Here is a 25,429-nt window from a genome sequence, read left to right as displayed (position 1 = left end):
ATCGCGTTGAGTTGAGGGCCTAATTAGCTGACTGGTTTTGGGGGGCTAGAGTTCAGCGCCCAGATCAAAAGATCGCAGCCTTCGGCAGCTCCTACATTTGGTACGCGGTCTCCTGTAGGAGCTGCCGAAGGCTGCGATCTTTTGATCTTCAAGGCCTTCACATTCAACCAACAATTGCCTGCTTTCCCCTCAACCCGCGTTTATGGCAACTTGCAGGCCCTTGTTGAGACCCGCACCTATGGCAAACCCCTACCGAGAGCTGTTCAAAGCCCCAGGCAGCAGCGCTTTTGTGCTGGCCGGGATGATCGCGCGCATGCCGATTTCCATGACCGGCATCGGCCTGATCACCATGCTCTCGCAGCTGCAGGGTGGCTACGGACTGGCTGGCGCAGTGGCGGCCACGTTTGCCCTGGCCACGGCGTTTTGCGCGCCGCAAGTCTCGCGGCTGGTGGACCGCTTCGGGCAGCGTCGGATCTTGCCAGTCTCGGCGTTGATCGGTGGCGGAGCGTTGTTGCTGGTGTTGCTTTGCACTCGCTTGCAGGCGCCGCAGTGGACGTTGTTTGTATTCGCCGCGCTGGCCGGCTGCATGCCGAGCATGTCGGCGATGGTGCGGGCGCGCTGGACCGAGGTGTATCGCGGCCAGCCTGAGCTGCAAACCGCCTATGCGCTGGAGTCGGTGCTGGACGAGGTCTGTTTTATTGTCGGGCCGCCACTGTCGGTGGGGTTGTGCGTGGTGGCGTTCCCCGAGGCGGGGCCGTTGGCGGCGTTGCTGATGCTGGCGATCGGGGTGACGGCGTTTGTGCTGCAACGTGACACCGAGCCAGCGATTCATCCCCATGAAGACCATCATCAGGCCTCGATCATTCGTTCCAGCGAGATTCAGTTGCTGATGCTGTTGATGGTCGCCATGGGCACCATCGTCGGTGTGGTGGATGTGGTCAGCGTGGCGTTCGCCCAGCAGCAGGGCCAGCCGGCGGCGGCGAGCATTGTGTTGTCGGTGTATGCCATCGGCTCGTGCCTGGCCGGGCTGGCGTTCGGGGCGTTGCGCTCGAAACTGCCGTTGCCGCAACTGTTCCTGTACGGCGGAGTGGCGACGGCGGTGACCACGCTGCCGTTGCTGCTGGCGACGAACATTCTCGGACTGTCGCTGGCGGTGTTTGTCGCCGGGTTGTTCTTTGCGCCGACCCTGATTGTGGCGATGGCGTTGGTGGAGCGCATCGTGCCGCCGGCCAAACTCACAGAAGGCCTGACCTGGCTGGTGACCGGGTTGAGCATTGGCGTGGCGATCGGTGCGGCCAGTTCCGGGTGGCTGGTGGATGCGTTCGGCGCGCGCAGCGGGTTCTGGGTGGCGATTGCGGCTGGCGCCGTGGTCCTCGGTTCTGCGGTGCAAAGCTTCCGCCACTTGAAATGATGACTAAATGTGGGAGCGGGCTTGCTCGCGAATGCGGTGGGTCAAACAACATCAACGTTGACTGACACACCGCATTCGCGAGCAAGCCCGCTCCCACATTTGGATCTTCGACTAATTCAGGTACTGCCTCATCCGTTCTCTTAACAGACAACTTTCGAGGTAAGCCCGGTGACCCAGCTGACATTGCTCTGCCTGCCTTATTCGGGCGCGAGTGCCATGGTCTACAGCCGCTGGCGGCGCAAGCTACCGGAGTGGCTCAAGCTGCAACCCGTGGAACTCCCAGGACGTGGCGCCCGGTTTGGCGAACCCTTGCACACCGACATGCGGCGCCTGGCGCTGCAACTCGCGCAGGAGCAAAAAGCCACGCTCAAGACGCCGTATGCGCTATTTGGCCATAGCCTTGGCGCGTTGCTCGCCTGTGAGATGGCTCATGCGTTTCGCTCGCTGGGCTGTCCGGAACCGGTGGCGCTGTTCGCTTCGGGCACCGCCGCACCGACCCTGCGTGCCGACTATGACCGGGGTTTCGCCGAGCCCAAAACCGATGCCGAATTGATCGAGCAATTGCGCACCCTCAACGGCACCCGTGAAGAGGTGCTGGCCAACGAAGAACTGATGAGCCTGACGCTGCCAGTGCTGCGCGCGGACTTTCTATTGTGCGGACGTTTCGAGCCGCAGCAGCGCCCCTTGCTCAAGTGCCCGGTTCATGTGCTTGGCGGCAAGGCTGATCGTGCCACCACTGAGCAGCTGATCGGCTGGAGCAAGGAAACCCACGGTAGCTTTTCGGTGGACATGCTCGCTGGCGGACACTTCTTTATCCATGAGCACGAAGCCAAGGTGTTGCGGGTGATCAAGGACCAGCTGGAAGTTCACCATCGGCGGCATGCCATGGCCGTCAGCGCCTGACCCAATCTCAACATCACCTCAACCCTGTGGGAGCGGGCTTGCTCGCGAAAGCGGCAGGTCATTCAACATCAATGCTGAATGATGGACCGCCTTCGCGAGCAGGCTCGCTCCCACAATGATTTTTGGCGGCCCGCAGACCGCGATCCACCGCCGCTCTGATACTTGTTCTCATTCGCTAATTTTTCCGGTCTGCATTCGTTTTATAGGGACGACGTGCCTTTGTGCTTCCCGCCACTGATCCGGATGCTAAGAAATGAATGCTGAAGACTCCTTGAAACTTGCTCGCCGGTTTATCGGGTTGCCCCTGGAAAAGCGCCAGATGTTCCTTGCGGCCTTACAAAAGGAAGGCGTTGATTTCGCCCGGTTTCCGATTCCTGCCGGCGTCGAAGCCGAAGATCGCCAGGCGTTGTCGTACGCCCAGCAGCGCATGTGGTTTCTCTGGCAGCTGGACCCGCAAAGCGGCGCGTACAACCTGCCGGGCGCGGTGCGTCTGACCGGGCAGTTGAACCTGTCCGCGCTGGAGCAAGCGTTCGTCAGCCTCGTTGAACGTCACGAAACCCTGCGCACCGTGTTCCAGAGCCAGGCCGACGACGCCTTGCTGCAAGTGCCGGCCAGCGCGCCGTTTGTCATCGATCATGTGGATTTCAGCGCATTACCGGCCACGGAGCGCGAAAGGTCCGTTGCCCAAGCGGCCGAACAGCAATCCGTGCTGCCGTTTGATCTGGCAACCGGCCCATTGCTGCGCGTCACCTTGCTCAAACTCGCCGAGCAGGAACACGTCCTCCTATTGACCCTGCACCACATCGTTTCCGATGGCTGGTCGATGAACGTGCTGATCGACGAATTCATCCGTTGCTACGACGCCTTTGAGGCGGGCGCACAACCGCAACTCGCGCCATTGCCGATCCAGTACAGCGACTATGCGTTGTGGCAACGTCGCTGGCTGGAGGCGGGCGAGCAGGCGCGTCAACTCGACTACTGGCAGGCGCAACTGGGCGACGAACACCCGGTGCTGGAACTGCCCGCCGATCACCCGCGCCCGGCGATGCCGAGCTATCGCGGCACCCGTTACGAGTTCGCCGTCGACGGTCAGTTGGCCGAGCAACTGCGAGCGACGGCGCAGAAGCACAACATCACCCTGTTCATGCTGTTGCTCGGCGCCTTCAACGCGCTGCTGCATCGCTACACCGGGCAGACCGACATCCGCGTCGGCGTGCCGATCGCCAACCGCAACCGCGCCGAGATCGAAGGCCTGATCGGCTTCTTCGTCAACACCCAGGTGCTGCGCACCCAGCTCGACGGCCAGACCCGCGTCGACGATTTGCTGCATGCGATCAAGGAAACCGCCCTCGGTGCCCAGGCCCATCAGGACTTGCCGTTCGAGCGCCTGGTCGAGGCGCTGAAACTGGAACGCAGTCTCAGTCACACGCCGCTGTTCCAGGTGATGTACAACCACCAGCCGCAGGTCGCGGACATTTCCACGGTCAGCACCGCGTCCGGTCTGGCGCTGGGCGTGATCGAGTGGGAAGGGCGCACCACTCAATTCGATCTGACCCTCGACACCTATGAAAAGGGCGGCAAGCTGCACGCCGCGCTGACCTACGCCAACGACCTGTTCGACGCAGCGACCATCGCGCGCATGGCGCAACACTGGAGGCATTTGTTGCAGGGCATGGTCAGTGATTCGCAGCAGCGCATCAGTGATTTGCCATTGCTGGAGAGCGCCGAATTTCAACGCATCGTGCATGACTGGAACCGCGCTGACGAAAGCTTCCCGCAGGACCTGTGCATTCATGAGCTGATCAGCCAGCAAGTCGCCGCGAACCCGACTGCGCTGGCGGTGACCTTCGCCGCCAAACAGCTGACCTACGCCGAACTAGACCATCAGGCCAATCGTCTGGCACATCGGTTGATCGAACTGGGCGTGGGCCCGGAGGTCCGGGTTGGCGTGGCGATGCAACGTTCCGACAACCTGTTGGTGGCGCTGCTGGCGGTGCTCAAGGCGGGCGGCGCTTATGTGCCGCTGGACCCGGATTACCCGGCCGAACGCGTTGCCTACATGCTCGAAGACAGCGGCGCCCTGGTGCTTCTTACTGAACAGGCTGTCGCCGCAACATTGAACGTGCCGGCTGATACGCAAGTGTTGCTGATGGACTATACGGAGTGGACCGCTTATCCAAGTAGTGCGCCGATGACTCGCGTCACACCAGACAACCTCGCCTACGTGATCTACACCTCCGGCTCCACCGGCAAACCCAAAGGCGTGGCCATCGCCCACCGCAACGTACTGGCGCTGACCGACTGGTCGAAATCGGTCTACAGCCGCGAAGACATCCAAGGGGTGCTGGCCTCGACGTCGGTGTGCTTCGACCTGTCGGTGTGGGAGCTGTTTGTCACGCTGGCCAACGGCGGCTCGGTGATCATCGCCCGCAATGCCCTGGAATTGCCGCAGCTACCGGCCCGGGATCAGGTGCGCCTGATCAACACCGTGCCGTCAGCGATCAATGCGTTGCAGCGCGACAGGCAGATTCCGTCGGGCGTGCGCATCATCAACCTCGCCGGTGAGCCGTTGAAGCAGAGCCTGGTGGACGCGTTGTATCAGCAGTCGACGGTCGAGCATGTCTACGATTTGTACGGCCCGTCCGAAGACACCACCTATTCGACCTGGACCCGCCGCGAGGCCGCTGGCCGCGCAAACATCGGCCGACCCCTGAAACACACCGCCAGCTACTTGCTGGACGCTGACCTGCAACCGGTGCCGCAAGGCGTGTCCGCCGAGCTGTACCTGGCTGGCGCCGGCATCACCCGTGGTTACCTGGCGCGTCCGGGCATGACCGCCGAAAAATACGTGCCGAACCCGTTCTCCAACACTGGCGAACGCCTGTACCGCACCGGCGACCTGACCCGTTATCAGGCCGACGGCACGTTGCAATACGTCGGTCGTATCGACCATCAGGTCAAGGTCCGCGGTTTCCGCATCGAACTCGGTGAAATCGAAGCGCGACTGTTGCAGCAGGACGCCGTGCGCGAACTGGCGGTGCTGGCGCAGGACGGCGTCAACGGTCAGCAACTGGTCGCGTACATCGTGCCGACCGATCCATCGCTACTGGACGACATCGACGCTCAAGCGACCCAGCGTGAAACCTTGAAAACCGCGCTGCGCCAACACCTGCCGGACTACATGGTCCCGGCGTTCCTGCTGTTCCTCGAACAGTTGCCACTGACCCCCAACGGCAAACTCGACCGCAGGGCCTTGCCAGCGATTGACGGCTCGCAGCAACAACGCGAACACGTCGCGCCGCGCACTGCGATGGAAAAGTCACTGGCAGCGATTTGGCAGGACGTGTTGGCCATCAAAAATGTGGGTCTTGAAGACAACTTCTTCGAACTGGGCGGCGACTCCATCGTTTCCATGCAAGTGGTCAGCCGCGCGCGTCAGGCCGGGATCGTGTTGAGCCCCAAAGACCTGTTCCAGCACCAGACTATCCGCAGCCTGGCCCAGGTCGCCCGCAGCGGTGAGCAGCCATTGATTGATCAAGGTCCAGCGGTTGGTGCGGTGGCGTTGGCACCGGTGCAACAGTGGTTCTTCGAACACGCCATCCCTGAGCGTCAGCACTGGAACCAGTCGCTGCTGCTGGTGCCGCGTGAAGCGTTGAACGTCGAGACGCTGGATCGCGCGTTTGAGCAATTGCTGACCCATCACGACAGCTTGCGCTTGCGCTACCAACAGACCGCCGAAGGTTGGAAACAAACCTATGCCGCGCCGACCACGGAGTCGGTGTTGTGGCAACGTCAGGCGCAATCGCTCGAAGAGCTCAACGCCCTGTGCGATGAAGCCCAGCGCAGCCTCGATTTGCAGAACGGCCCGCTGATGCGCGCGCTGTTGGTGACGATGGCCGACGCAACTCAGCGTTTACTGCTGGTCATTCATCACCTGGCGGTGGACGGTGTTTCCTGGCGCGTGTTGCTCGAAGACCTTCAGCAGTTCTACAGCGGCGGTAATGTGTCGCTGGCGAAAACCAGCAGCTATCAACGCTGGGTCGCTCGCTTGCAGGATCATCTGCCAGTCTTTGAAAACAGCCTCGGACACTGGCAGACCCAACTGAAAAACGCGCCGAGCGATCTGCCGTGCGACCGCCCAACCGGCGCACTCGAAAACCGCTTCGAACAAAAACTCGAACTCAAACTCGACGCTGAGCAAACCCGCAAACTGCTGCAACAGGCCCCGGCGGCCTATCGCACCCAGGTCAACGACCTGCTGCTGACCGCGCTGGCTCGCGCGGTTTGCCGCTGGAGCGGGCAGGGCAGCACGCTGATTCAGCTTGAAGGCCATGGCCGTGAAGACCTGTTCGACGACATCGACCTGACCCGCACCGTCGGCTGGTTTACCAGCCTGTTCCCGGTCAACCTGATGCCATCCAGCGATCTCGGCGCGTCGATCAAATCCATCAAAGAACAACTGCGTGCCGTGCCGGACAAAGGCCTGGGCTATGGCGCGTTGCGCTACCTCGGCACACCGGCGATTCGCGCCGAACTTGCGGCGTTGCCGCAACCGCGTATCACCTTCAATTATCTGGGGCAGTTCGACCGTCAGTTCGACGATGCGGCGATGTTTGTGCCGTCCACAGAAGGCAACGGTATCGCGCAAGATCCATCGGCACCGCTGGGCAACTGGCTGACGGTCGAAGGCCAGGTCTACGGCGGCGAGTTGTCGCTGAGCTGGGGTTTCAGCCGCGAGATGTTCGACGTCGCGACCATCCAGCGTCTGGCGGACGATTACGCGCTGGAACTGAGCGCGCTGATCGATCACTGCTGCGCCGTTGAAGCGCCGCAAGCCACACCGTCGGACTTCCCTTTGGCGCGCATCAGTCAGGTGCAACTCGATGCACTGCCGGTCGCTGTTTCGACCCTCGAAGACCTATATCCACTGTCGCCGATGCAGCAGGGCATGCTGTTCCACACCCTGTACGAACCCGAAGTCGGCGCTTACATCAGTCAGTTGCGCCTGGACATTCAGGGCCTCGACCCTCAGCGTTTTGCCGACGCCTGGCAAACCGCGCTGGAGCGTCATGACATCCTGCGCAGCAGCTTCCACTGGCAAGGTCTCGACACCGCGCATCAAGCGATTGTCCGCAACGTAGCGTTGCCGCTTGAAGTGCTTGAAGCAACCGACACCGATGCGCTGGCCGACGCTGAACGTGCCCTGGGTTTCGAACTGGGCAGTGCGCCGCTATTCCGCTTGAAACTGGTCCGCACGGGCGTCAATGACTGGCACCTGATCTACACCAGCCACCACATTTTGATGGACGGCTGGAGCAACGCACAGTTGCTGGCCGAAGTGATCCAGCACTACGCCGCCGGGCAATCGTTGCCGGCACCGACCGGGCAATACCGCGATTATCTGGGCTGGTTGCAGCAGCAATCGGCCGTCTCTGGCGAGCAGTTCTGGAAAGCGGCATTGGCACCGCTGGAAGCGCCGACGTTGCTGGCCGAAGCCTTGCGGCCGCCGGTGGGTGCCGAGGGTAGCGAGGAATACCGCATCGCCCTCGACAGCCGTGCGACCCAGCGCCTGGCCGAGTTCGCCCGTCAGCAGAAAGTCACCCTCAACACGTTGCTGCAAGCGGCGTGGAGCCTGTTGCTGCAACGCTACACCGGTCAGGATTGCGTTGTTTTCGGCGCCACGGTCGCTGGGCGTTCTGCTCCGCTGCCAGGCATCGAAGAGCAGCTCGGCCTGTTCATCAACACGCTGCCGCTGGTGTGCGCGATGAAGCCAGATCAAACCGTCAGCCAATGGCTGGGCGAGTTGCAAGGGCTGAACCTGGCCATGCGCGAGTTCGAGCATGTGCCGCTTTACGATATTCAGGGCTGGGCGGGGCAGCAGGGGTCGGCGCTGTTCGACAGCCTGCTGGTGTTCGAAAACTTCCCGGTGGCCGAGGCGCTGAAACAGGGCGCACCGGCCGGATTGTCGTTCGGCAACCTGCACAACCACGAACGCACGCACTATCCGCTGACCCTGGGCATCGAACTGGGCGAAGGACTGAGCCTGGACTTCAGCTACGACGCGGCGCGATTCAGTGCGGCGCAGGTCGCTGAGTTGTCGGCCAATCTGCAGCATCTGCTGACGCAACTGGTGGCGCAGCCGGACGCGGCATTGGGCGCGCTGGAACTGCTCGATGTCGATGGCAAAGCCGCTGTGCTCGCAGTCAGCCAACCGGCCACGGTTCAGTTATCCACAACGCTTTTGGTACACGAACAAATCGCTGCTCAGGCCGCCGCCACCCCAGACGCGATGGCATTGCTGGTCGATGGTCAATCCCTGAGCTACGGCCAATTGAACGCGCAGGCCAACCGACTGGCCCATCGCTTGATCGAAAACGGTGCCGGCCCCGGCAAGCGCGTCGGCCTGGCGCTGAACCGTGGTCCGCAACTGATCGTCAGCCTGCTGGCGGTGCTCAAAACCGGCGCGGCCTATGTGCCGCTGGACCCGAAATACCCGACTGAACGCCTGGCGTACATGATCGACGACAGCCGCCTCGACGTGCTGCTGTGCGAGTCCGGTCTGCTGGAAAATGTGGCAGGCGTGCGACGTCTCGGCCTTGACGACAGCGCCGACTATCCCGACAGCGATCCGCAAAACCATGCGGTCGCCGACGATCTGGCCTACGTCATCTACACCTCCGGTTCCACCGGTAAGCCAAAAGGCGTGGCCATCGCCCATGCCGCGCTGCGCGAGTTCTGCCAGACCGCTGCCGACTATTCGGTGCTGTCGGCGTTGGACCGCGTGTTGCAGTTCGCGACCTTCAGTTTCGATGGCTTCGTCGAGCAGTGTTTCCCGGCGTTGTGCGTCGGTGCGGCGTTGATCATACGCGGCGATGATGTGTGGGATGCCGGCCGACTGGCCGCCGAAATCGTCCAGCAAGGCGTGACCGTGGCGGATTTGCCGGCGGCTTACTGGTACTTGCTGGCCCGGGAATGCGCGAGCGGTGTGGTACGCAATCTCGGTGAGTTGCGTCAGGTTCACGTCGGCGGCGAAGCGATGTCGGTCGAAGGTTTGCGCTTGTGGCATCAGGCTGGTTTGAGCCATGTGCGATTGCTCAACACCTACGGCCCGACCGAGGCGACGGTGGTTTCCAGCGTTCATGAATGCCGACTTGAAGATGCTAGCGACGCGTTCGGCATCCCGATCGGTCGTGCTATCGCCGGTCGCGCGCTGTATGTACTGGACGCTGCCGGTCAACTGCTGCCAAACGGTGGCGTCGGTGAACTGTGCATCGGCGCGCCGGCCAGCCTCGCTCAGAGCTACTTCGATCGTCCGGCGCTGACCGCTGAACGTTTCCTGCCAGACCCATTCGCCCGTGAGCCGGGCGCGCGGCTGTACCGCAGCGGCGACCTGGCGCGCTACAACGCTGAAGGGAATCTGGAATACGTCGGCCGCATCGACCATCAAGTGAAGATCCGCGGTTTCCGCATCGAAATGGGCGAGATCGAAGCCTGCCTGCAAGCTCGGGAGGAGGTGCGCGAAGCGGCGGTTATCGCTCAGGACGGTACGCAACTGGTGGCGTACATCGTGGCCAACGCCGCGGTAGCCTCTCAGACGGAATATCTGGAAGGCCTCAAAGCCGTTCTGCGCCAGTCGTTGCCTGAATACATGGTGCCAAATCACCTGATCCTGCTGGCCAAACTGCCGCTCAACAACAACGGCAAACTCGACCGCAGAGCCTTGCCGCGCGTTGAAGCCGGCGATGCACAACGTGACTTCGTGGCCCCGGTCGAAGGGCTGGAAACGCAACTCGCGCTGATCTGGCAGGAAGTGTTGCAGGTCGAACGCGTGGGCCGTGACGACAACTTCTTCGAGCTGGGCGGACACTCGTTGCTGGTGCTTCAGGTGATCTCTCGCGTGCGTCAGCAGTTGCAGCTTGAACTGTCGGTGAGCAGTCTGTTCTCCGCCGCGAATCTGGCGGAATTTGCCGAGCGTGCAGCACTGGCGAACGTCAGCGGCCAACCGTCCCTGCAACGTGCAGCGGTCAATCAGCCACAAATTCTTTCGTACGCCCAACAACGCCAATGGATTCTCTGGCAACTGGACCCACAGAGTTCGGCCTACAACATTCCCGCCGCGCTGCGCCTCAAGGGAACGCTGAACCGCGAAGCCCTGCGCGAAGCCTTCACTCAATTGCAGGCCCGTCACCAAACCCTGCGCACGACCTTCGAACAAGATGGTCTGCAGGCGCGTCCGGTGCTGTACGACAATCTGGCGCTGCAACTGGATGAACGCACACTTGATCAGTCGTCGATCGACAATGCCGTAGCCGAAGAAATCGCCCGTCCGTTCGACCTGCGCAACGGCCCGCTGTGGCGCGTGTTGCTGCTGCAAGTGAACACTCACGAACATGTGCTGGTGCTCACCGTGCACCACATCGCTGCCGATGGCTGGTCGATGCAGGTCATGGTCGATGAGTTCAGTGCGCTGTATCAGGCGGCCGTCGAAGGCAAGGCTGCGAACCTGTCGAGCCTGCCGGTGAACTACAGCGACTACGCCCGCTGGCAGCGTGACTGGCTGGAGGCCGGGGAGGGTGCACGCCAACTGGCGTGGTGGCGCGAGCAACTGGATGGCAGCCAGGCACCGCTGGCATTGCCGAGTGAACTGACCCGTCCGGCCCGTCGCACCGAGCGCGGCGCCAGCCTGGTGCTGAACGTTGATCGCGAATTGCTCGCCGGTTTGCGTCACCGTGCCCAGGAACAACAGGTGACGTTGTTCATGCTGTTGCTGGCAAGTTTCCAGACCTTGCTGCATCGCCAGAGCGGGCAGTCGAGCGTCAGCGTCGGCGTGCCGAGTGCCGGTCGTTCGCGCCTGGAAACCGAAGGCCTGATCGGCTTCTTCATCAACACCCAAGTGTTGCGTGCCGAGATCGATGGGCAGCAGACTTTCAGCGCCTTGCTGCAACAGGTCAAACGCGTGGCATTGGGCGCTCAGGCCAATCAGGACTTGCCGTTCGAGCAGTTGGTCGACGCCTTGCAGCCGGACCGCAGCCTCAATCACAGCCCATTGTTCCAGGTGCTCTACAACCATCAACAGCAGTTGGGCGCGAGCGTCGAACGCAGCGTCGCCGACTTGCAGGTCGAGCGTCTGCACTGGCAGCAACACACCACGCAATTCGATCTGGTGCTCGACACTCAAGAGCAGGGCGAAGCGCTGGATGCCAGCCTGACCTACGCCACTGATTTGTACGACGAGGCGTCGATGAACCGCCTCGGCGAGCAGTGGCTGAACCTGCTGCGAGCGGTGGTCGTCGATCCACAGCAGCGCGTCGCCGAACTGCCGTTGCTGCAAGCCCCGCAACGCGATGCGCTGATCCAGCACTGGAACCCGGCGTTCCAGGCGCAACCGCCGTCGTCAACCTTGCACCACTTGTTCGAAGCCCAGGCGGCCGAACGGCCGAACGCAATCGCACTGGTCTACGAAGGCGAGCAACTGACCTACGCCGCGCTCAACGCTCAGGCCAACCGACTGGCGCGCAAACTGCGTGAACAGGGCGTCGGCCCCGAGGTGCGCGTCGGCATCGCCACCGAGCGGGCGATGCCGCTGGTGGTCGGCTTGCTGGCGATTCTCAAGGCCGGCGGCGCCTATGTGCCGCTCGACCCGCAATACCCGGCCGAGCGCCTGAGCTACATGATCGAAGACAGCGGCATCACGTTGCTGCTGACTCAACAACACTTGATCGACGGTTTACCGGCCCGCGACGGCGTGCAGGTGCTGAGCCTGGAGTCGTTGCAACTTGAGGCCTTCAGCGACGACAACCTGCCAGCGCTGGCGACCCCGGAAAACCTCGCCTACGTGATCTACACCTCCGGTTCCACCGGTCGGCCGAAGGGCGCATTGCTCAGCCATGGCAACGTCGGGCGTTTGCTGACCGCCACCGCTGCCGAGTTCAACTTCGGCCCGAACGATGTCTGGACGCTGTTCCATTCCTACGCGTTCGATTTCTCGGTTTGGGAGCTGTTCGGTTCGCTGTGCACCGGCGGGCGTCTGGTGATCGTGCCGTATTACATCAGCCGCGAGCCGCAAGAGTTTCACCGCTTGCTCTGTGATGAAGGCGTGACGGTGTTGAACCAGACCCCGACCGCGTTCCGCCAGTTGTTGCCGATTGCCTGCGCCAGCGAGCGAAACCTGGCGTTGCGTCAGGTGATTTTCGGCGGCGAAGCATTGGAAGTCGCGAGCCTGCGTCCATGGTTCGAGCGCTTCGGCGACCAGCAGCCAACCCTGGTCAACATGTACGGCATCACCGAAACCACGGTGCACGTGACCTACCGTGCGATCCGCCTGGCGGACCTCGACGGCAAGGCCCAAAGCCCGATCGGCCTGCCGATTCGCGACCTGCGCTGGTACCTGCTCGACAGCCAGTTGCAACCGGTGCCGGTGGGTGTGGCGGGTGAGTTGTACATCGCCGGCGCTGGTCTGGCGCGCGGTTATCACGGCCGTTTCGGCCTCACTGCCGAGCGCTTCGTGCCGAGCCCGTTCGAGGCTTCGCAGCGCCTTTATCGCAGCGGCGACCTGGCGCGTCAGCGTGCCGACGGCAGCATCGATTACCTCGGCCGGATCGACCAGCAAGTGAAGATCCGTGGCTTCCGCATCGAACTGGGTGAAATCGAGGCTGCGTTGCTGGCCCAACCGGGCGTGCGCCAAGCGGTGCTGAGCGTGCATGCCGGCGACGGCTGCCCGCAGCTCTGTGCCTACGTCGTGGCCGAGCAAACCCCGCACGACCCGATCGCCTGGCGCGACAACTTGCGCGCCGCCCTCAAGGTGGATCTGCCTGATTACATGGTGCCGAGTCACTGGCTGCTGCTCGACGCCTTGCCGCTGACCGGCAACGGCAAGCTCGACCGCAAGGCCCTGCCGGTGCCCGATGCCCAGGAATGGCAACGCCCGTTCGAAGCCCCCGAAGGCGATCTCGAACGGCAACTGGCCGACATCTGGGCCAGCGTGCTGGGCGTGGCGCAGATCGGCCGCCGCGACAACTTCTTTGAACTGGGCGGGCATTCGTTGCTCGCCGCCCAGGCCAGTGCCCGCGTGGAACTGGAACTGGGCATCGAGCTGCCGCTGCGCGCGCTGTTCGAATCCACCGACCTTCAGGCTTATGCCGCCATGGCCGGGCAACACGCCCCGGCTGACAACGATGCACGTCTTGATGCGCTTGAGTCGCTTCTCGACGAGATGGAGATCAACTGATGGAACACACTACTGCCCAGCGTATCGCCACCCGCTTCGCCGGCCTGCCGGCTGACAAGCGCCGCGAGTTTCTGTTACGCATGCAAGAGCAGGGCGTGAGCTTTGGCCAACTGCCGATTCCGCCCGCTGCCGAGCCGCAAACGACCTTCGAACTGTCGTACGCGCAGCAGCGTCAGTGGTTCCTCTGGCAGCTTGATCCGCAGAGCTCGGCGTACAACATTCCAGCCGCGCTGCGCTTGCACGGGCCGCTGAATGTCGCGGCGTTGCAGCAGAGTTTCGATGTGCTGCTGGAGCGGCATCAGAGCCTGCGCAGCCGTTTCGTCGAAGACGACGGTCAGGTGGTTCAGACGCTGGCCGGGTTCACCTCGCTGCCGATTGAACAGATCGACCTGCGCAGTGAACCTCAGGAACAGCGTCTCGATCTGGCCATGAAAGCGGTTGAGCAGGACATCGCCCGACCGTTCGATCTGCAGCACGGTCCGCTGTTGCGGGTCAGCCTGTTGCAGCTCGACGGCGAAGACCATGTGCTGTTGCTGACCCTGCACCACATCGTCACCGATGGCTGGTCGATGGGTGTGTTGGTGGAAGAGTTTTCCCGGCTCTACGCCGCCCATTGCCAAGGGCAAAACGCGGCGCTGGAAGCGTTGCCGATCCAGTATTCCGACTACGCAATGTGGCAGCGCCGCTGGATGGAAGCGGGGGAGCTGGAGCGTCAACTCAACTGGTGGCGCGAGACCCTGGGTAGCGAACAACCGCTGCTGGAATTGCCCACCGACCGTCCACGTCCGGCGCAGCCGAGCCAGCGCGGTGCGCGTCTGGATTTCGCCCTCGATGCCACGTTGGCCAGCGGCTTGATGACCCTGGCCAAACAGCGCGGTGTCACCCCGTTCATGCTGTTGCTGGCGAGTTTTCAGGCCTTGCTCTATCGCTACAGCGGTCAGTCCGACCTGCGCGTTGGCGTGCCGATTGCCAACCGCAATCGCGCGGAAACCCGTGGCCTGATCGGCTTCTTCGTCAACACTCAGGTGATGCGTGCTGAACTGGACGGACGTCTGCCATTCAGCCAATTGCTCGACCAGACCCGCGCCGCGTCGCTGGATGCCCAGGACTATCAGGACTTGCCGTTCGAGCGTCTGGTGCAGGCGCTGCAAGGTGAACGCAGCCTGAGCCACAGCCCATTGTTCCAGGTGATGTTCAACCACCAGCAAGCCAAACCGGCGGCGGTCAGCGGTTTGCTCGCCGGTCTGCGCGTCGAAGCGATGAACGCCACGGCGCACACCACGCAATTCGACCTGCAACTGGACACGCAGGAGGAGGGCGACAAGCTGTTCGCCAGCCTGACGTATGCCACCGATTTGTTCGACGCTGAGCGCATCGAGCATTTAGCGCGTCACTGGCGCAATTTGTTGGCCGGTGTGCTGGCGAACCCGCAATGCCCGCTCGCCGAGTTGCCATTGCTGAACGCCGACGAGCGTCTGCGCATCCTCGATGACCTGAACGACACGGCTCAAACCTATCCGGGCGAAGTCTGCGTGCAACGCCATTTCGAAGCGCGCGTGGCAGAAAACGGTGAGGCGACAGCGCTGGTGTTCCAGAACCAGAGCCTGAGTTACGCCGAGCTGAATTTGCGTGCCAACCGTCTGGCCCACCACTTGCGTGCCCAGGGCGTTGGCCCGGAAGTGCTGGTGGGGATTGCCTGCGACCGCTCGTTTGAAATGGTCGTCGGCCTGTTGGCCATTCTCAAGGCCGGCGGCGCGTATGTGCCGCTGGACCCGGAATACCCGATTGATCGCCTGAGCTACATGATCGAGGACAGCGGCATTTCGCTGTTGCTGACACAGGAACATCTGCTGGCGCAACTGCCGACCCCGGACAACGTGCGCACCTTGTGCCTGCACAGCGAAGCCGATTGGCTGAGCGATCTGCCGGGCACCGATCTGCCCAACCAGGCCATCGCAGAAAACCTCGCCTACGTGATTTACACCTCCGGTTCCACCGGCAAACCCAAGGGTGCGGGCAACCGCCATGTGGCGCTGCATAACCGTCTGGAGTGGATGCAGGAAGCCTACAACCTGCTGCCGAGCGACCGCGTGCTGCAGAAAACGCCGTTCAGTTTCGACGTGTCGGTGTGGGAGTTTTTCTGGCCGCTGATGAAGGGCGCCACTCTGGTGATCGCCGCGCCGGGCGAGCATCGTGATCCGCAACGTCTGGCCGCGTTGATCGTCGAACAGGCGATCACCACGCTGCACTTTGTGCCGTCGATGCTCTCGGCGTTTATCGGTGCCGACGAAGCGCTGGCCTGCACCTCGCTGCAACGGATCATTTGCAGCGGTGAAGCGCTGCCGATGGAGCTGCAACGCCAGACGCTGCGCAGCCTGCCGCGAGCCAATCTCTACAACCTGTATGGCCCGACCGAAGCGGCCATCGACGTGACCCACTGGACTTGCGTGGAAGAGGGGCGCGACAGCGTGCCGATCGGTCGACCGATTGCCAACCTGCGCACCTGCGTCCTCGACAGCGAACTGCAACCGTTGCCGCTGGGCGCGGTGGGCGAGTTGTACCTGGGCGGTGTCGGTCTGGCGCGCGGTTATCACCGTCGTGGCGCGCTGACTGCCGAGCGTTTCGTGGTCGATCCGTTCGGCAGCGGCGAGCGTCTGTACCGCACCGGTGACCTGGTGCGCTATCGCGTTGATGGCGCCATCGACTACTGCGGGCGTATCGACCACCAAGTGAAGATTCGCGGTTTGCGCATCGAACTGGGCGAAATCGAAGCGCGCCTGCAAGAACATGCGGACGTGCAGGAAGCCGTGGTGCTGGCCCTCGATGGCCCGAGCGGCAAGCAATTGGTCGCGTACCTCGTGCCGCAGAATCGCGCACTGCTGGACGCCGATGCCGAGCAGCAAGGCGCGTGGCGCGAAACCCTGAAAAGCCATTTGCTCGCCAGCCTGCCGGATTACATGGTGCCGGCGCAGACCGTGCTGATCGAACAAATGCCACTGAGCCCCAACGGCAAACTCGACCGCAAACGCCTGCCCGCGCCAACCGCGCAAGTCAGTCAGCGCGCGTTTGAAGCGCCACGCAGCGAACATGAACAGGTGCTGGCGCAGATCTGGCAGGACGTGTTGGGCGTGGAGCAGGTCGGGCGTCAGGACAACTTCTTCGAACTGGGCGGCGACTCGATCATTTCGATTCAAGTGGTCAGCCGTGCCCGCCGTGCCGGTCTGAGCCTGCAACCCCGCGACCTGTTCCAGCAGCAAACCTTGCAAGCACTGGCCGCCGTGGTCAAAGAGCAGGCGGCACCGCTGGCGCAACAAGGGCCGGTGGACGGTGTGCAAATACTCACGCCGATCCAGCGTTGGTTCTTCGACGAGCCGATTCCGCAGCGCGCGCACTGGAACCAAGCCGTGTTGCTGACGCCGCGTGAAACCCTCGAATTGCCACGTCTGCAAGCGGCGCTGCAACGGCTGCTCAAGCAGCACGATGCGCTGCGTTTGCGCTTCAGTCAGGTCGACGGTCAATGGTCGGCGCGGTATGTCGGGGCCGACAGCTGCGATGTGATCGACATGCTCTGGACCGCTCGCGTGGCCAGTGATGCCTCGCTGGAATCGGTGTGCGACGAAGCCCAGCGCAGCCTCAGTCTGCAAGACGGTCCGCTGCTGCGCGTGGCGTTGATCGCCCAAGCTGACGGCTCGCAGCGGTTGCTGTTGGTGATCCACCACTTGGCGGTGGACGGTGTGTCCTGGCGGGTGTTGCTGGAAGATTTGCAGGCCGCCTATCAAGGGCAAGAGCTGCCACCGAAGACCAGCGCTTTCCAGGCCTGGGCCGACAAACTCGACGCCTATGCACGTTCCGAAACCGCTGCCGGCGAACTGAGCTGGTGGCAGGCGCAACTGAGCGTCGCCAATGATTGGTTGCCAGTCGCCAACGCTCAAGCCAGTCAGGCCGGGCACTTGCGTCAGGGCGTCAGCATCGGTCTTGACCGCGAGCAGACCCGCCAGTTGCTGCAACAGGCTCCGGCCATCTACCGCACGCAAGTCAACGACCTGCTGCTGACCGCGCTGGCCCGCACCCTCAGCCGCTGGACCGGCGATGCCTCGGCGCTGATTCAGCTCGAAGGCCATGGCCGCGAAGAGCTGTTCGACGACATCGACCTGACCCGCACCGTCGGCTGGTTCTCCAGCCTGTTCCCGGTGCGCCTGACGCCGACCGCCGACCTTTCGGGTTCGATCAAGGCGATCAAGCAGCAACTGCGCGAGATCCCCGGCAAAGGCATGGGTTACGGCCTGTTGCGCTACATGGGCGATGCTGCGAGCCAAGCTGCGCTGGCCGCGTTGCCGCAAGCACGCGTGACCTTCAACTACCTCGGACAGTTCGACCAGAGTTTTGCCGAGGACGCACTGTTCACCCCGGCCCGCGAATCCAGCGGTGCCGCGCAATCGGCTGACGCACCGTTGCCGAACTGGTTGTCGGTGGACGGTCAGGTCTATGGCGGCGAACTGAAACTGGACTGGACCTTCAGCCGTGAATGCTTCGACCTGCGCGAGATCGAAGCGCTGGCGGCGGATTTCCGCAGCGAGTTGCTGGCGCTGATCGCCCATTGCCTGAGCGATGGCGCGGGCGGCGTGACCCCGGCGGACTTCCCGTTGGCGCGTCTGACTCAAGCGCAACTCGATGGTCTGCCAGTGCCGCCAGCACAAATCGAGGACCTGTATCCGCTGTCGCCGATGCAGGCCGGTTTGTTGTTCCACAGCCTGTACGAATCCGAGTCCGGCGCCTACGTGAACCAGCTCAGCGTCGAAGCCCGCGGGCTCGATGCCGAACGGCTGGGCCGCGCATGGCAAGCGGTGCTCGACACCCATCCGATCCTGCGCAGCAGTTTCCACTTCCCGGACGGCTTCGAAGCGCCGGTGCAGTTGGTGCATAGACACCTGCAATTGCCGATGACCTGCCTCGACTGGCGCAACCGCAGCGATCAGGCCGAAGCGTTGGTTCAACTGATCGACAGAGAACGCCTGCAACTCGATTCGACTGGCGCGCCGTTGATGCGTTTGACCCTGGTGCGACTGGACGATGAGCGTCAGCAACTGATCTACACCCACCATCACTTGCTGCTCGATGGCTGGAGTAATTCGCTGCTGTTGAGCGAAGTCCTGCAGCGGTATGCCGGGCAAAAAGTGCAGGCGCCGATTGGGCGTTTTGCCGATTACATTGGCTGGCTGCAACGTCAGGATGCGCAGGCTGACGAACTGTTCTGGCGCGAGCAATTGGCGACCTTGGACAACCCCACCTTGCTGGCCCAGAGCCTGGCCCATGGCGACAGTAAAAACCTGTCGACGGCGGAATTCGCCGATCACCGCCAGACCTTCGATGTTGCCACCAGCAAACGCTTCAGTGAGTTTTCCCGTCAGCAAAAGGTCACCCTCAACACTTTGGTCCAAGGTGCCTGGGCACTGCTGCTGCAACGCTATACCGGTCAACGCAGCGTCGCGTTTGGCGCGACCGTTGCCGGGCGTCCGGTGGACTTGCCGGGTGCTGAAAGTCAGCTCGGCCTGTTCATCAACACCTTGCCGGTGATCAGCAGCCCGGACGCGGTTGAAAGCGTCGGCCAGTGGCTGACCCGTTTGCAGGCGCAGAACCTGGAATTGCGTGAGCATGAATTCACCGCCCTCGGCGACATTCAGCGCTGGGCCGGGCGTGCCGGTGAACCGCTGTTCGACAGCCTGCTGGTGTTCGAAAACTTCCCGGTCGCCGCGGCCCTGCAACAGGGTGCGCCAGCCGGTTTGAGCTTCTCGATCCCGCAGAACCACGAACGCACCAACTTCCCGCTGACGCTGGCGGCCACTGCCGAAAGCCAGCTCAGCCTGAACTGGAGCTACCAGTGCAGCCACTTCAGCGCCGAGGCGATTGCCCGCATGAGCGAGCATTTGGCCGCGCTGCTGGCAGCGATGGTCGCCGCGCCACAGGCTGCATTGAGTGAACTGGACCTGCTGACCGCGCCGGAACGCGCGCAACAGTTGGTCGAGTGGAACCCCTCGTTCACCGCGGCGGAAAACCCGCTCTGCGTGCATCAGTTGATCGAGGCTCAGGCCGTCATCCGACCGGACGCCACGGCGCTGATTTTCAACGACCTGGAATTGAGCTTCGACCAACTCAACCGCCGCGCCAACCAATTGGCCCATCGCCTGCGTGCACTGGGCATCGGCCCGGAAGTGCGGGTCGGCCTCGCGATGCAGCGTTCGCCGGAAATGATCATTGGCCTGCTGGCGATCCTCAAGGCTGGCGGCGCGTACGTGCCGCTGGACCCGGCTTATCCGGCCGAACGCCTGCGTTACTTGATGGACGACAGCGGCATTTCGCTGCTGATCAGCCAATCGTGGCTGCGGGAAAAACTGCCGTTGCCGGAAGGCCTATCAGTCTTGGAAATCGACCGCGAGCCGCTGGAACAAATGTCGGAAACCAACCCGGTCAACCTGACCTGCGGTGAAAGCCTCGCGTACCTGATCTACACCTCGGGCTCCACCGGGCGGCCGAAAGGCGTGAGCGTGGCCCACGGTCCGCTGGCCATGCATTGCCTGTCGATCGGCGAGTTGTACGGCATGACCCCAGACGATCGCGAGCTGCAATTTGCTTCGATCAGCTTCGACGGCGCCCATGAGCGCTGGTTGACGCCACTGGTGTTCGGTTCGGCCGTAATGCCCCGCGACGACGAGTTGTGGAGCGTGGAGCGCACCTGCGCCGAGATCGAAAAGCACGGCATCACCATCGCCTGCTTCACCCCGACCTATCTGGGCCAGATCGCCGAATTCATGGGCGAAGCGGGGCGCGATTTGCCGATCCGCTCCTACACCCCATGCGGCGAAGGCATGGCCAAGCACGCGTTCGATGAAGTCCAGCAGGTGCTGCAACCGAAGCGCCTGATCAACGGCTACGGCCCGACCGAAACGGTGATCACGCCGTTGATCTGGCTGGCGTATCCGGATACCGAATTCGACTCGGCGTTCATGCCGATTGGCCGGCCGGTCGGTAATCGCAGCGCCTATATTCTGGACGGCGGTTTGCAGCCGTTGCCGGTTGGCGTGGCGGGTGAGTTGTACCTGGGCGGCGAGGGCGTCGCCCGTGGATACCATCAACGTCCGGACCTGTCCGCTGAACGCTTCGTGCCGGATCCGTTCGTGCCGGGCGCGCGTTTGTATCGCAGTGGCGACCTCGCGCGGTTCCGCGCTGACGGTGTTGTTGAATACCTCGGCCGTATCGACCAGCAAGTGAAGATTCGCGGTTTCCGTATCGAGCTCGGCGAAATCGAAGCCTGCCTGCTCGAACACGAAGGCGTGCGTGAAGCGTTCGTGATCGATCGCGAAGGCCCGGTGAGCCGCCAGTTGGTTGGCTACGTGGTGCCGCGCGATCCACTCACCGACGAGCACGATTTGCGTGAAGCGCTGACGTTGCACCTGCGCAGCCGTCTGCCGGCGCACATGCTGCCGGCGCATTTGATGTGCCTGGCCGCGTTGCCGCTGACGCCGAACGGCAAGCTTGATCGCCAAGGCCTGCCAGCGCCGGAAGCAACCCGGCAGAACCACGATCAAGTCGCCGCTGCGTCGCCGGCCGAAACATTGCTGGTGGAGATCTGGCAGGAACTGCTGGGGCTGGAGTCGGTGGGCGTCACCGAGAACTTCTTCGAACTGGGCGGTGACTCGATCATTTCCCTGCAAGCGGTGAGTCGTGCCGGGCAGCGCGGGCTGGTGTTCAGTCCGAAGCAACTGTTCGAGCAGCAGACCATTCGGGCACTCGCTGCGGTGGCGACCAGCCGTGAAGCGGCGTTGGTTGAAGCGCCGAAAGTCCCTGCTTTTGCGCTGGTGCCGCACATCGACATCGCCGCTCGCGAAGGTCTGCAAGACCTGTATCCGCTGTCGCCGATGCAGCAAGGCATGTTGTTCCATTGCCTCGATTCACCGGAGCTGAACCCCTACGTCAACCAGTTGAGCGTAGCGGTAGACGGCTTGCAGGTGCCGCGTTTCCGCGCCGCTTGGCAAACTCTGGTTGAACGTCATGAAGTGCTGCGCGCGGCGTTCCGCTGGCGCGATGGCTTGGCCGATCCGCTGCAAGCGGTGTTCGACGATGTCGAGTTGCCGATCGAAGAACTCGACTGGCGCGAGCGTACCGACACAGAACAGGCGCTGGGTGAACTGGCGGCTGCGGAACAGGCCAAGGGGTTCGATCTGAGCTGCCCGCCGTTGATGCGTTTCATCTTGGTGCGCCTGGGTGACGACCGTTACCAGATGATCTGGATCTACCATCACCTGTTGCTGGATGGCTGGAGTGCATCGCGCCTGTTGGGCGACATGTTGCGCCTGTACCACAACGACAGCCTGCCGACCCTGACCGGTCGCTACGCCGACTACATCGCCTGGCTGCAACGACAGGACGGTGCGCAGGCCGAAGGCTTCTGGCGTGAGCGTCTGGCGTTGCTCGAAGAGCCGACCATTCTGGCCAAGGCTTCCGGTGCGACAGGCTCCGGCCACGGCGTGATGTACAGCAACCTCGACGCCGAGGCGACGCGCAAACTGCACAGCTTCGCCAAGCGTCAGCGCGTGACCCTCAACACACTGGTGCAAGGCGCGTGGCTGTTGCTGTTGCAACGTCACAGCGGCCAACGCAGTGTCGCGTTCGGCGCCACGGTGGCGGGGCGTCCGACCGGGCTGGCCGGGGCGCAGGACATGCTCGGGCTGTTCATCAACACCTTGCCGGTCATTCAGACGCTTGATCCGCAACAGCCGTTGGGTGAGTGGCTGCGCGACTTGCAGGATTACAACCTGATGGTCCGCGACTACGAGCACACGCCGTTGTCGGACATTCAGCGCTGGGCCGGGCAGGGTGGTCAGGGCTTGTTCGACAGCATCATCGTGTTCGAAAACCATCCGGTGGACCGTGCCTTGAAAGGGGGCGAGGAAGGTGAGCTGCGCTTCGCCGAGGTTGGCAGCGGCGGGGTGACCAACTTCCCGATGGACTTGATGGTCAGTGCCAATGAAGAAGGCCTGGAAGTCGAATACCTGTTCCTGCGTGATCGCTTCAGTGACGTGGAAGTTGAGCGGATTCGTGCGCAGCTTGAAGGGTTGCTGCGTGCGTTGCCGGAGGATGCCACGCGCCTGCTTGGCAACATTGGCTTGCCTGAGGCGCGTTTGAGTCTGCCGCAGGTGTCCGACGATAACGTCGATTTGTTGCACGCGTTCAATCAGCACGTGCGCACGCAACCGCAGAAAGTCGCCTTGAACTGCGAGGATCGGGAAGTCAGTTATGCACAGCTTGAGGCGCAGGCCAATGGGCTGGCGCAGCAACTGATTGGTCGCGGCATCGGGCCGGAAAGTCTGGTAGCGGTGGCATTGCCGCGTTCCGAGCGCACGATTGTTGCGTTCCTCGCGGTGCTCAAGGCTGGGGCGGCTTATCTGCCGCTGGACTTGGCGTACCCGGCCGAGCGGCTGGCTTATATGTTGAGCGATTCTGCGGCCAGCCTGTTGCTTTGCGACAGTGATCTGGGCGAACGACTGACCCTGGCTGATAGTCCGCCACGTCTGTTGCTCGATCAGATGTCCGTTGCTGGCAACACCGAGTGTCCGGTTGCCAATCCGCTGCCAGGGCATCTGGCGTACCTGATTTACACCTCCGGTTCCACCGGCCAACCGAAAGGCGTGGCCGTGGCGCGCGGACCGATTGCCCGGCATTGCCGCGGCATCATCGAGCTCTACGAACTGGCACCGCGCAGCCGCGAGCTGCACTTCATGTCGTTCGCCTTCGACGGTGCGCAGGAGCGTTGGCTGAGTGTGCTGTTGGCCGGCGGCAGTCTGGTGATCCGCGATGACAGTTTGTGGACGCCGGAGCAAACCCTGGAAGTGCTGCAGCGTCATGCCGTCACCGTGGCCTGTTTCCCGCCGGCGTACCTGCAACAGATGGCCGAAGTCGCCGAACGTCTGGGCAATCCACCGGCGGTCGAGGTGTATTGCTTTGGCGGTGATGCGGTGCCGGAGGCCAGTTTCGAGCAGGTCAAACGCGCCTTGCGTCCGCAGCGTCTGGTCAACGGTTACGGCCCGACCGAAACCGTGGTCACGCCGCTGCTGTGGCGTGCCGAGGTCAGCGAAACCTGCGATGCGGCGTATGCGCCGATTGGTCGTGGTGTGGCCGGGCGTGGTTTGTACGTGCTGGATGCCGACCTCAATCCGTTACCGGTCGGTGTCAGCGGCGAGTTGTACCTGGGCGGCGAATGCCTGGCGCGCGGTTATCACCAGCGTCCCGGCATGAGCGCCGAGCGTTTCATTCCGGACCCGTTCGAGGCCGGTGGCCGCATGTACCGCACCGGCGACCTGGTGCGCCAGCGCGAGTGCGGGTTGATCGACTACCTGGGGCGTCTCGACCAGCAAGTGAAGATCCGAGGTTTCCGCATTGAACTGGGCGAAATCGAAGCTCGTCTGCGCGACTGCGCCGGGGTGCAGGATGCCGCGGTGGTGGTGCACGACACGCCGACCGGTAAGCAGTTAGTGGGTTATGTGGTGGCGGCCGGTGCTGTCGGGCTGGATCGTCGCTTGAAGACTGAACTGCAAGCGCAACTGCCGGACTACATGGTGCCGGCGCGAATCATGGTGCTGGAGCGCTTCCCGCTGTCGGCCAACGGCAAGCTCGACCGTCGCGCACTGCCTACGCCGGAATGGGCGCTCGGCGGTTATCGCGCGCCACGCAACGCACTGGAAACGGCGCTGACCGCGATCTGGCAAGAGGTGCTGGGCGTGCCGCAAGTGGGCATCGATGACAACTTCTTCGAACTCGGCGGCGACTCGTTGCAGGTGCTCAAAGTCATCTCGCGGGTGCGCAGCCAGCCGCAACTGGGCTTTGAATTGAAGTTGCGCGACTTGATGCAGAAGCCGTGCATCGCCGAACTCAGCGGTTATCAGGCTGCCGAGCCGGCATCTGCACCAGACCCGTTGCTGGCGCTGAATGCGCGGATCCCGAACGTGCCGGCGCTGTTTTGCCTGCACGCCGGTTTCGGCACGGTGTTCGACTACGAACCGCTGGCCCGTCGACTGGAAGGCCGGCGCACGGTGTACGGCGTGCAATGCCGGATGCTGCTTGATCCGCTGTGGCAGGACGAGTCGCTGCTGGCCATGGCTCAGGCCTATGCGCAACGGGTTCGCAGTCAGCAGGCCAAGGGGCCGTATTACTTGCTGGGTTGGTCATTGGGCGGGGCGTTGACGCAACTGGTCGCTCACGAACTGGAAGCCCAGGGTGAAACGGTCGCGTTTGCCGGGCTGGTCGACAGTTACGTAGCGGGCACCGCAGAAGCGGGGGACTGGCGCGAGGACCTGGGCGACTTCCTGAAGTTTGTGCTCGGTCTGCCGACCGATGAGGCTCAGGCATTGATTGCGCTGAAAGCCGCTGATTTGAATGAGCGCGAGGGTTCCACGGCGGTGATCGAGGCGGCCATGCACGGCTCCAATGAGCAAGCTGCGTTGGGCGCGGGGGAACTCACGCAGATCTTCGCCACCGGCTCACGCCTCAAGCAATTGGCGCTGGTGCATCGGCAACTGCCGGCGATTCAGGTCACGGCTCATCGCTGGTGGGTGGCCGAACGCGACGACGAACGTCGGGTGTTCGAGGCCCAGGTTGGTAGCCACGGCGTTGATCGCTTGTTGGCGGGCGGGCACTACGAGTTGCTGCGCGGTGATGAGTTGCTCGACGAGCTTGAAGACCTGTTGGAACGCCGATTGGCCATCGCTTAAACGAGGGCGTCACGGTCCCCTGTAGGAGCTGTCGAGTGAAACGAGGCTGCGATCTTTTTAAGATCAAGATCAAAAGATCGCAGCCTCGTTTCACTCGACAGCTCCTACAAAAGCTCCGCTCGTTTC

The 25,429-nt window shown here is 62.8% G+C and carries 4 protein-coding genes; all 4 read left to right on the top strand.

All coding sequences use genetic code 11. The features are described from left to right. Nucleotides 1-238: 238 nt before the first annotated feature. The 4 genes from ACYZTZ_RS19235 (at nt 239) to ACYZTZ_RS19220 (ending at nt 25,303) form a co-directional block, all read left to right on the top strand. A complete protein-coding gene (locus ACYZTZ_RS19235) occupies nt 239-1,411 on the top strand; it encodes an MFS transporter (RefSeq protein ID WP_461999391.1) in 1,173 nt (390 codons plus the stop codon). Between the two features lie 168 nt (nt 1,412-1,579). Continuing rightward, complete coding sequence (locus ACYZTZ_RS19230) at nt 1,580-2,314, top strand: thioesterase II family protein (protein WP_461999390.1); 735 nt, start codon at nt 1,580-1,582, stop codon at nt 2,312-2,314. A 253-nt stretch (nt 2,315-2,567) separates the two neighbouring features. Continuing rightward, nucleotides 2,568-13,541: a non-ribosomal peptide synthase/polyketide synthase gene (locus ACYZTZ_RS19225; protein WP_461999389.1), complete on the top strand. Its 10,974-nt coding sequence runs from the start codon at nt 2,568-2,570 to the stop codon at nt 13,539-13,541. Then, nucleotides 13,541-25,303: a non-ribosomal peptide synthase/polyketide synthase gene (locus ACYZTZ_RS19220; RefSeq protein WP_461999388.1), complete on the top strand. Its 11,763-nt coding sequence runs from the start codon at nt 13,541-13,543 to the stop codon at nt 25,301-25,303. The genes ACYZTZ_RS19225 and ACYZTZ_RS19220 overlap by 1 nt, the downstream gene beginning before the upstream one ends. Nucleotides 25,304-25,429 lie beyond the last annotated feature (126 nt).

Source organism: Pseudomonas sp. LB3P58, from assembly GCF_054897895.1.
This window is presented reverse-complemented; position numbering and strand designations above follow the sequence as displayed.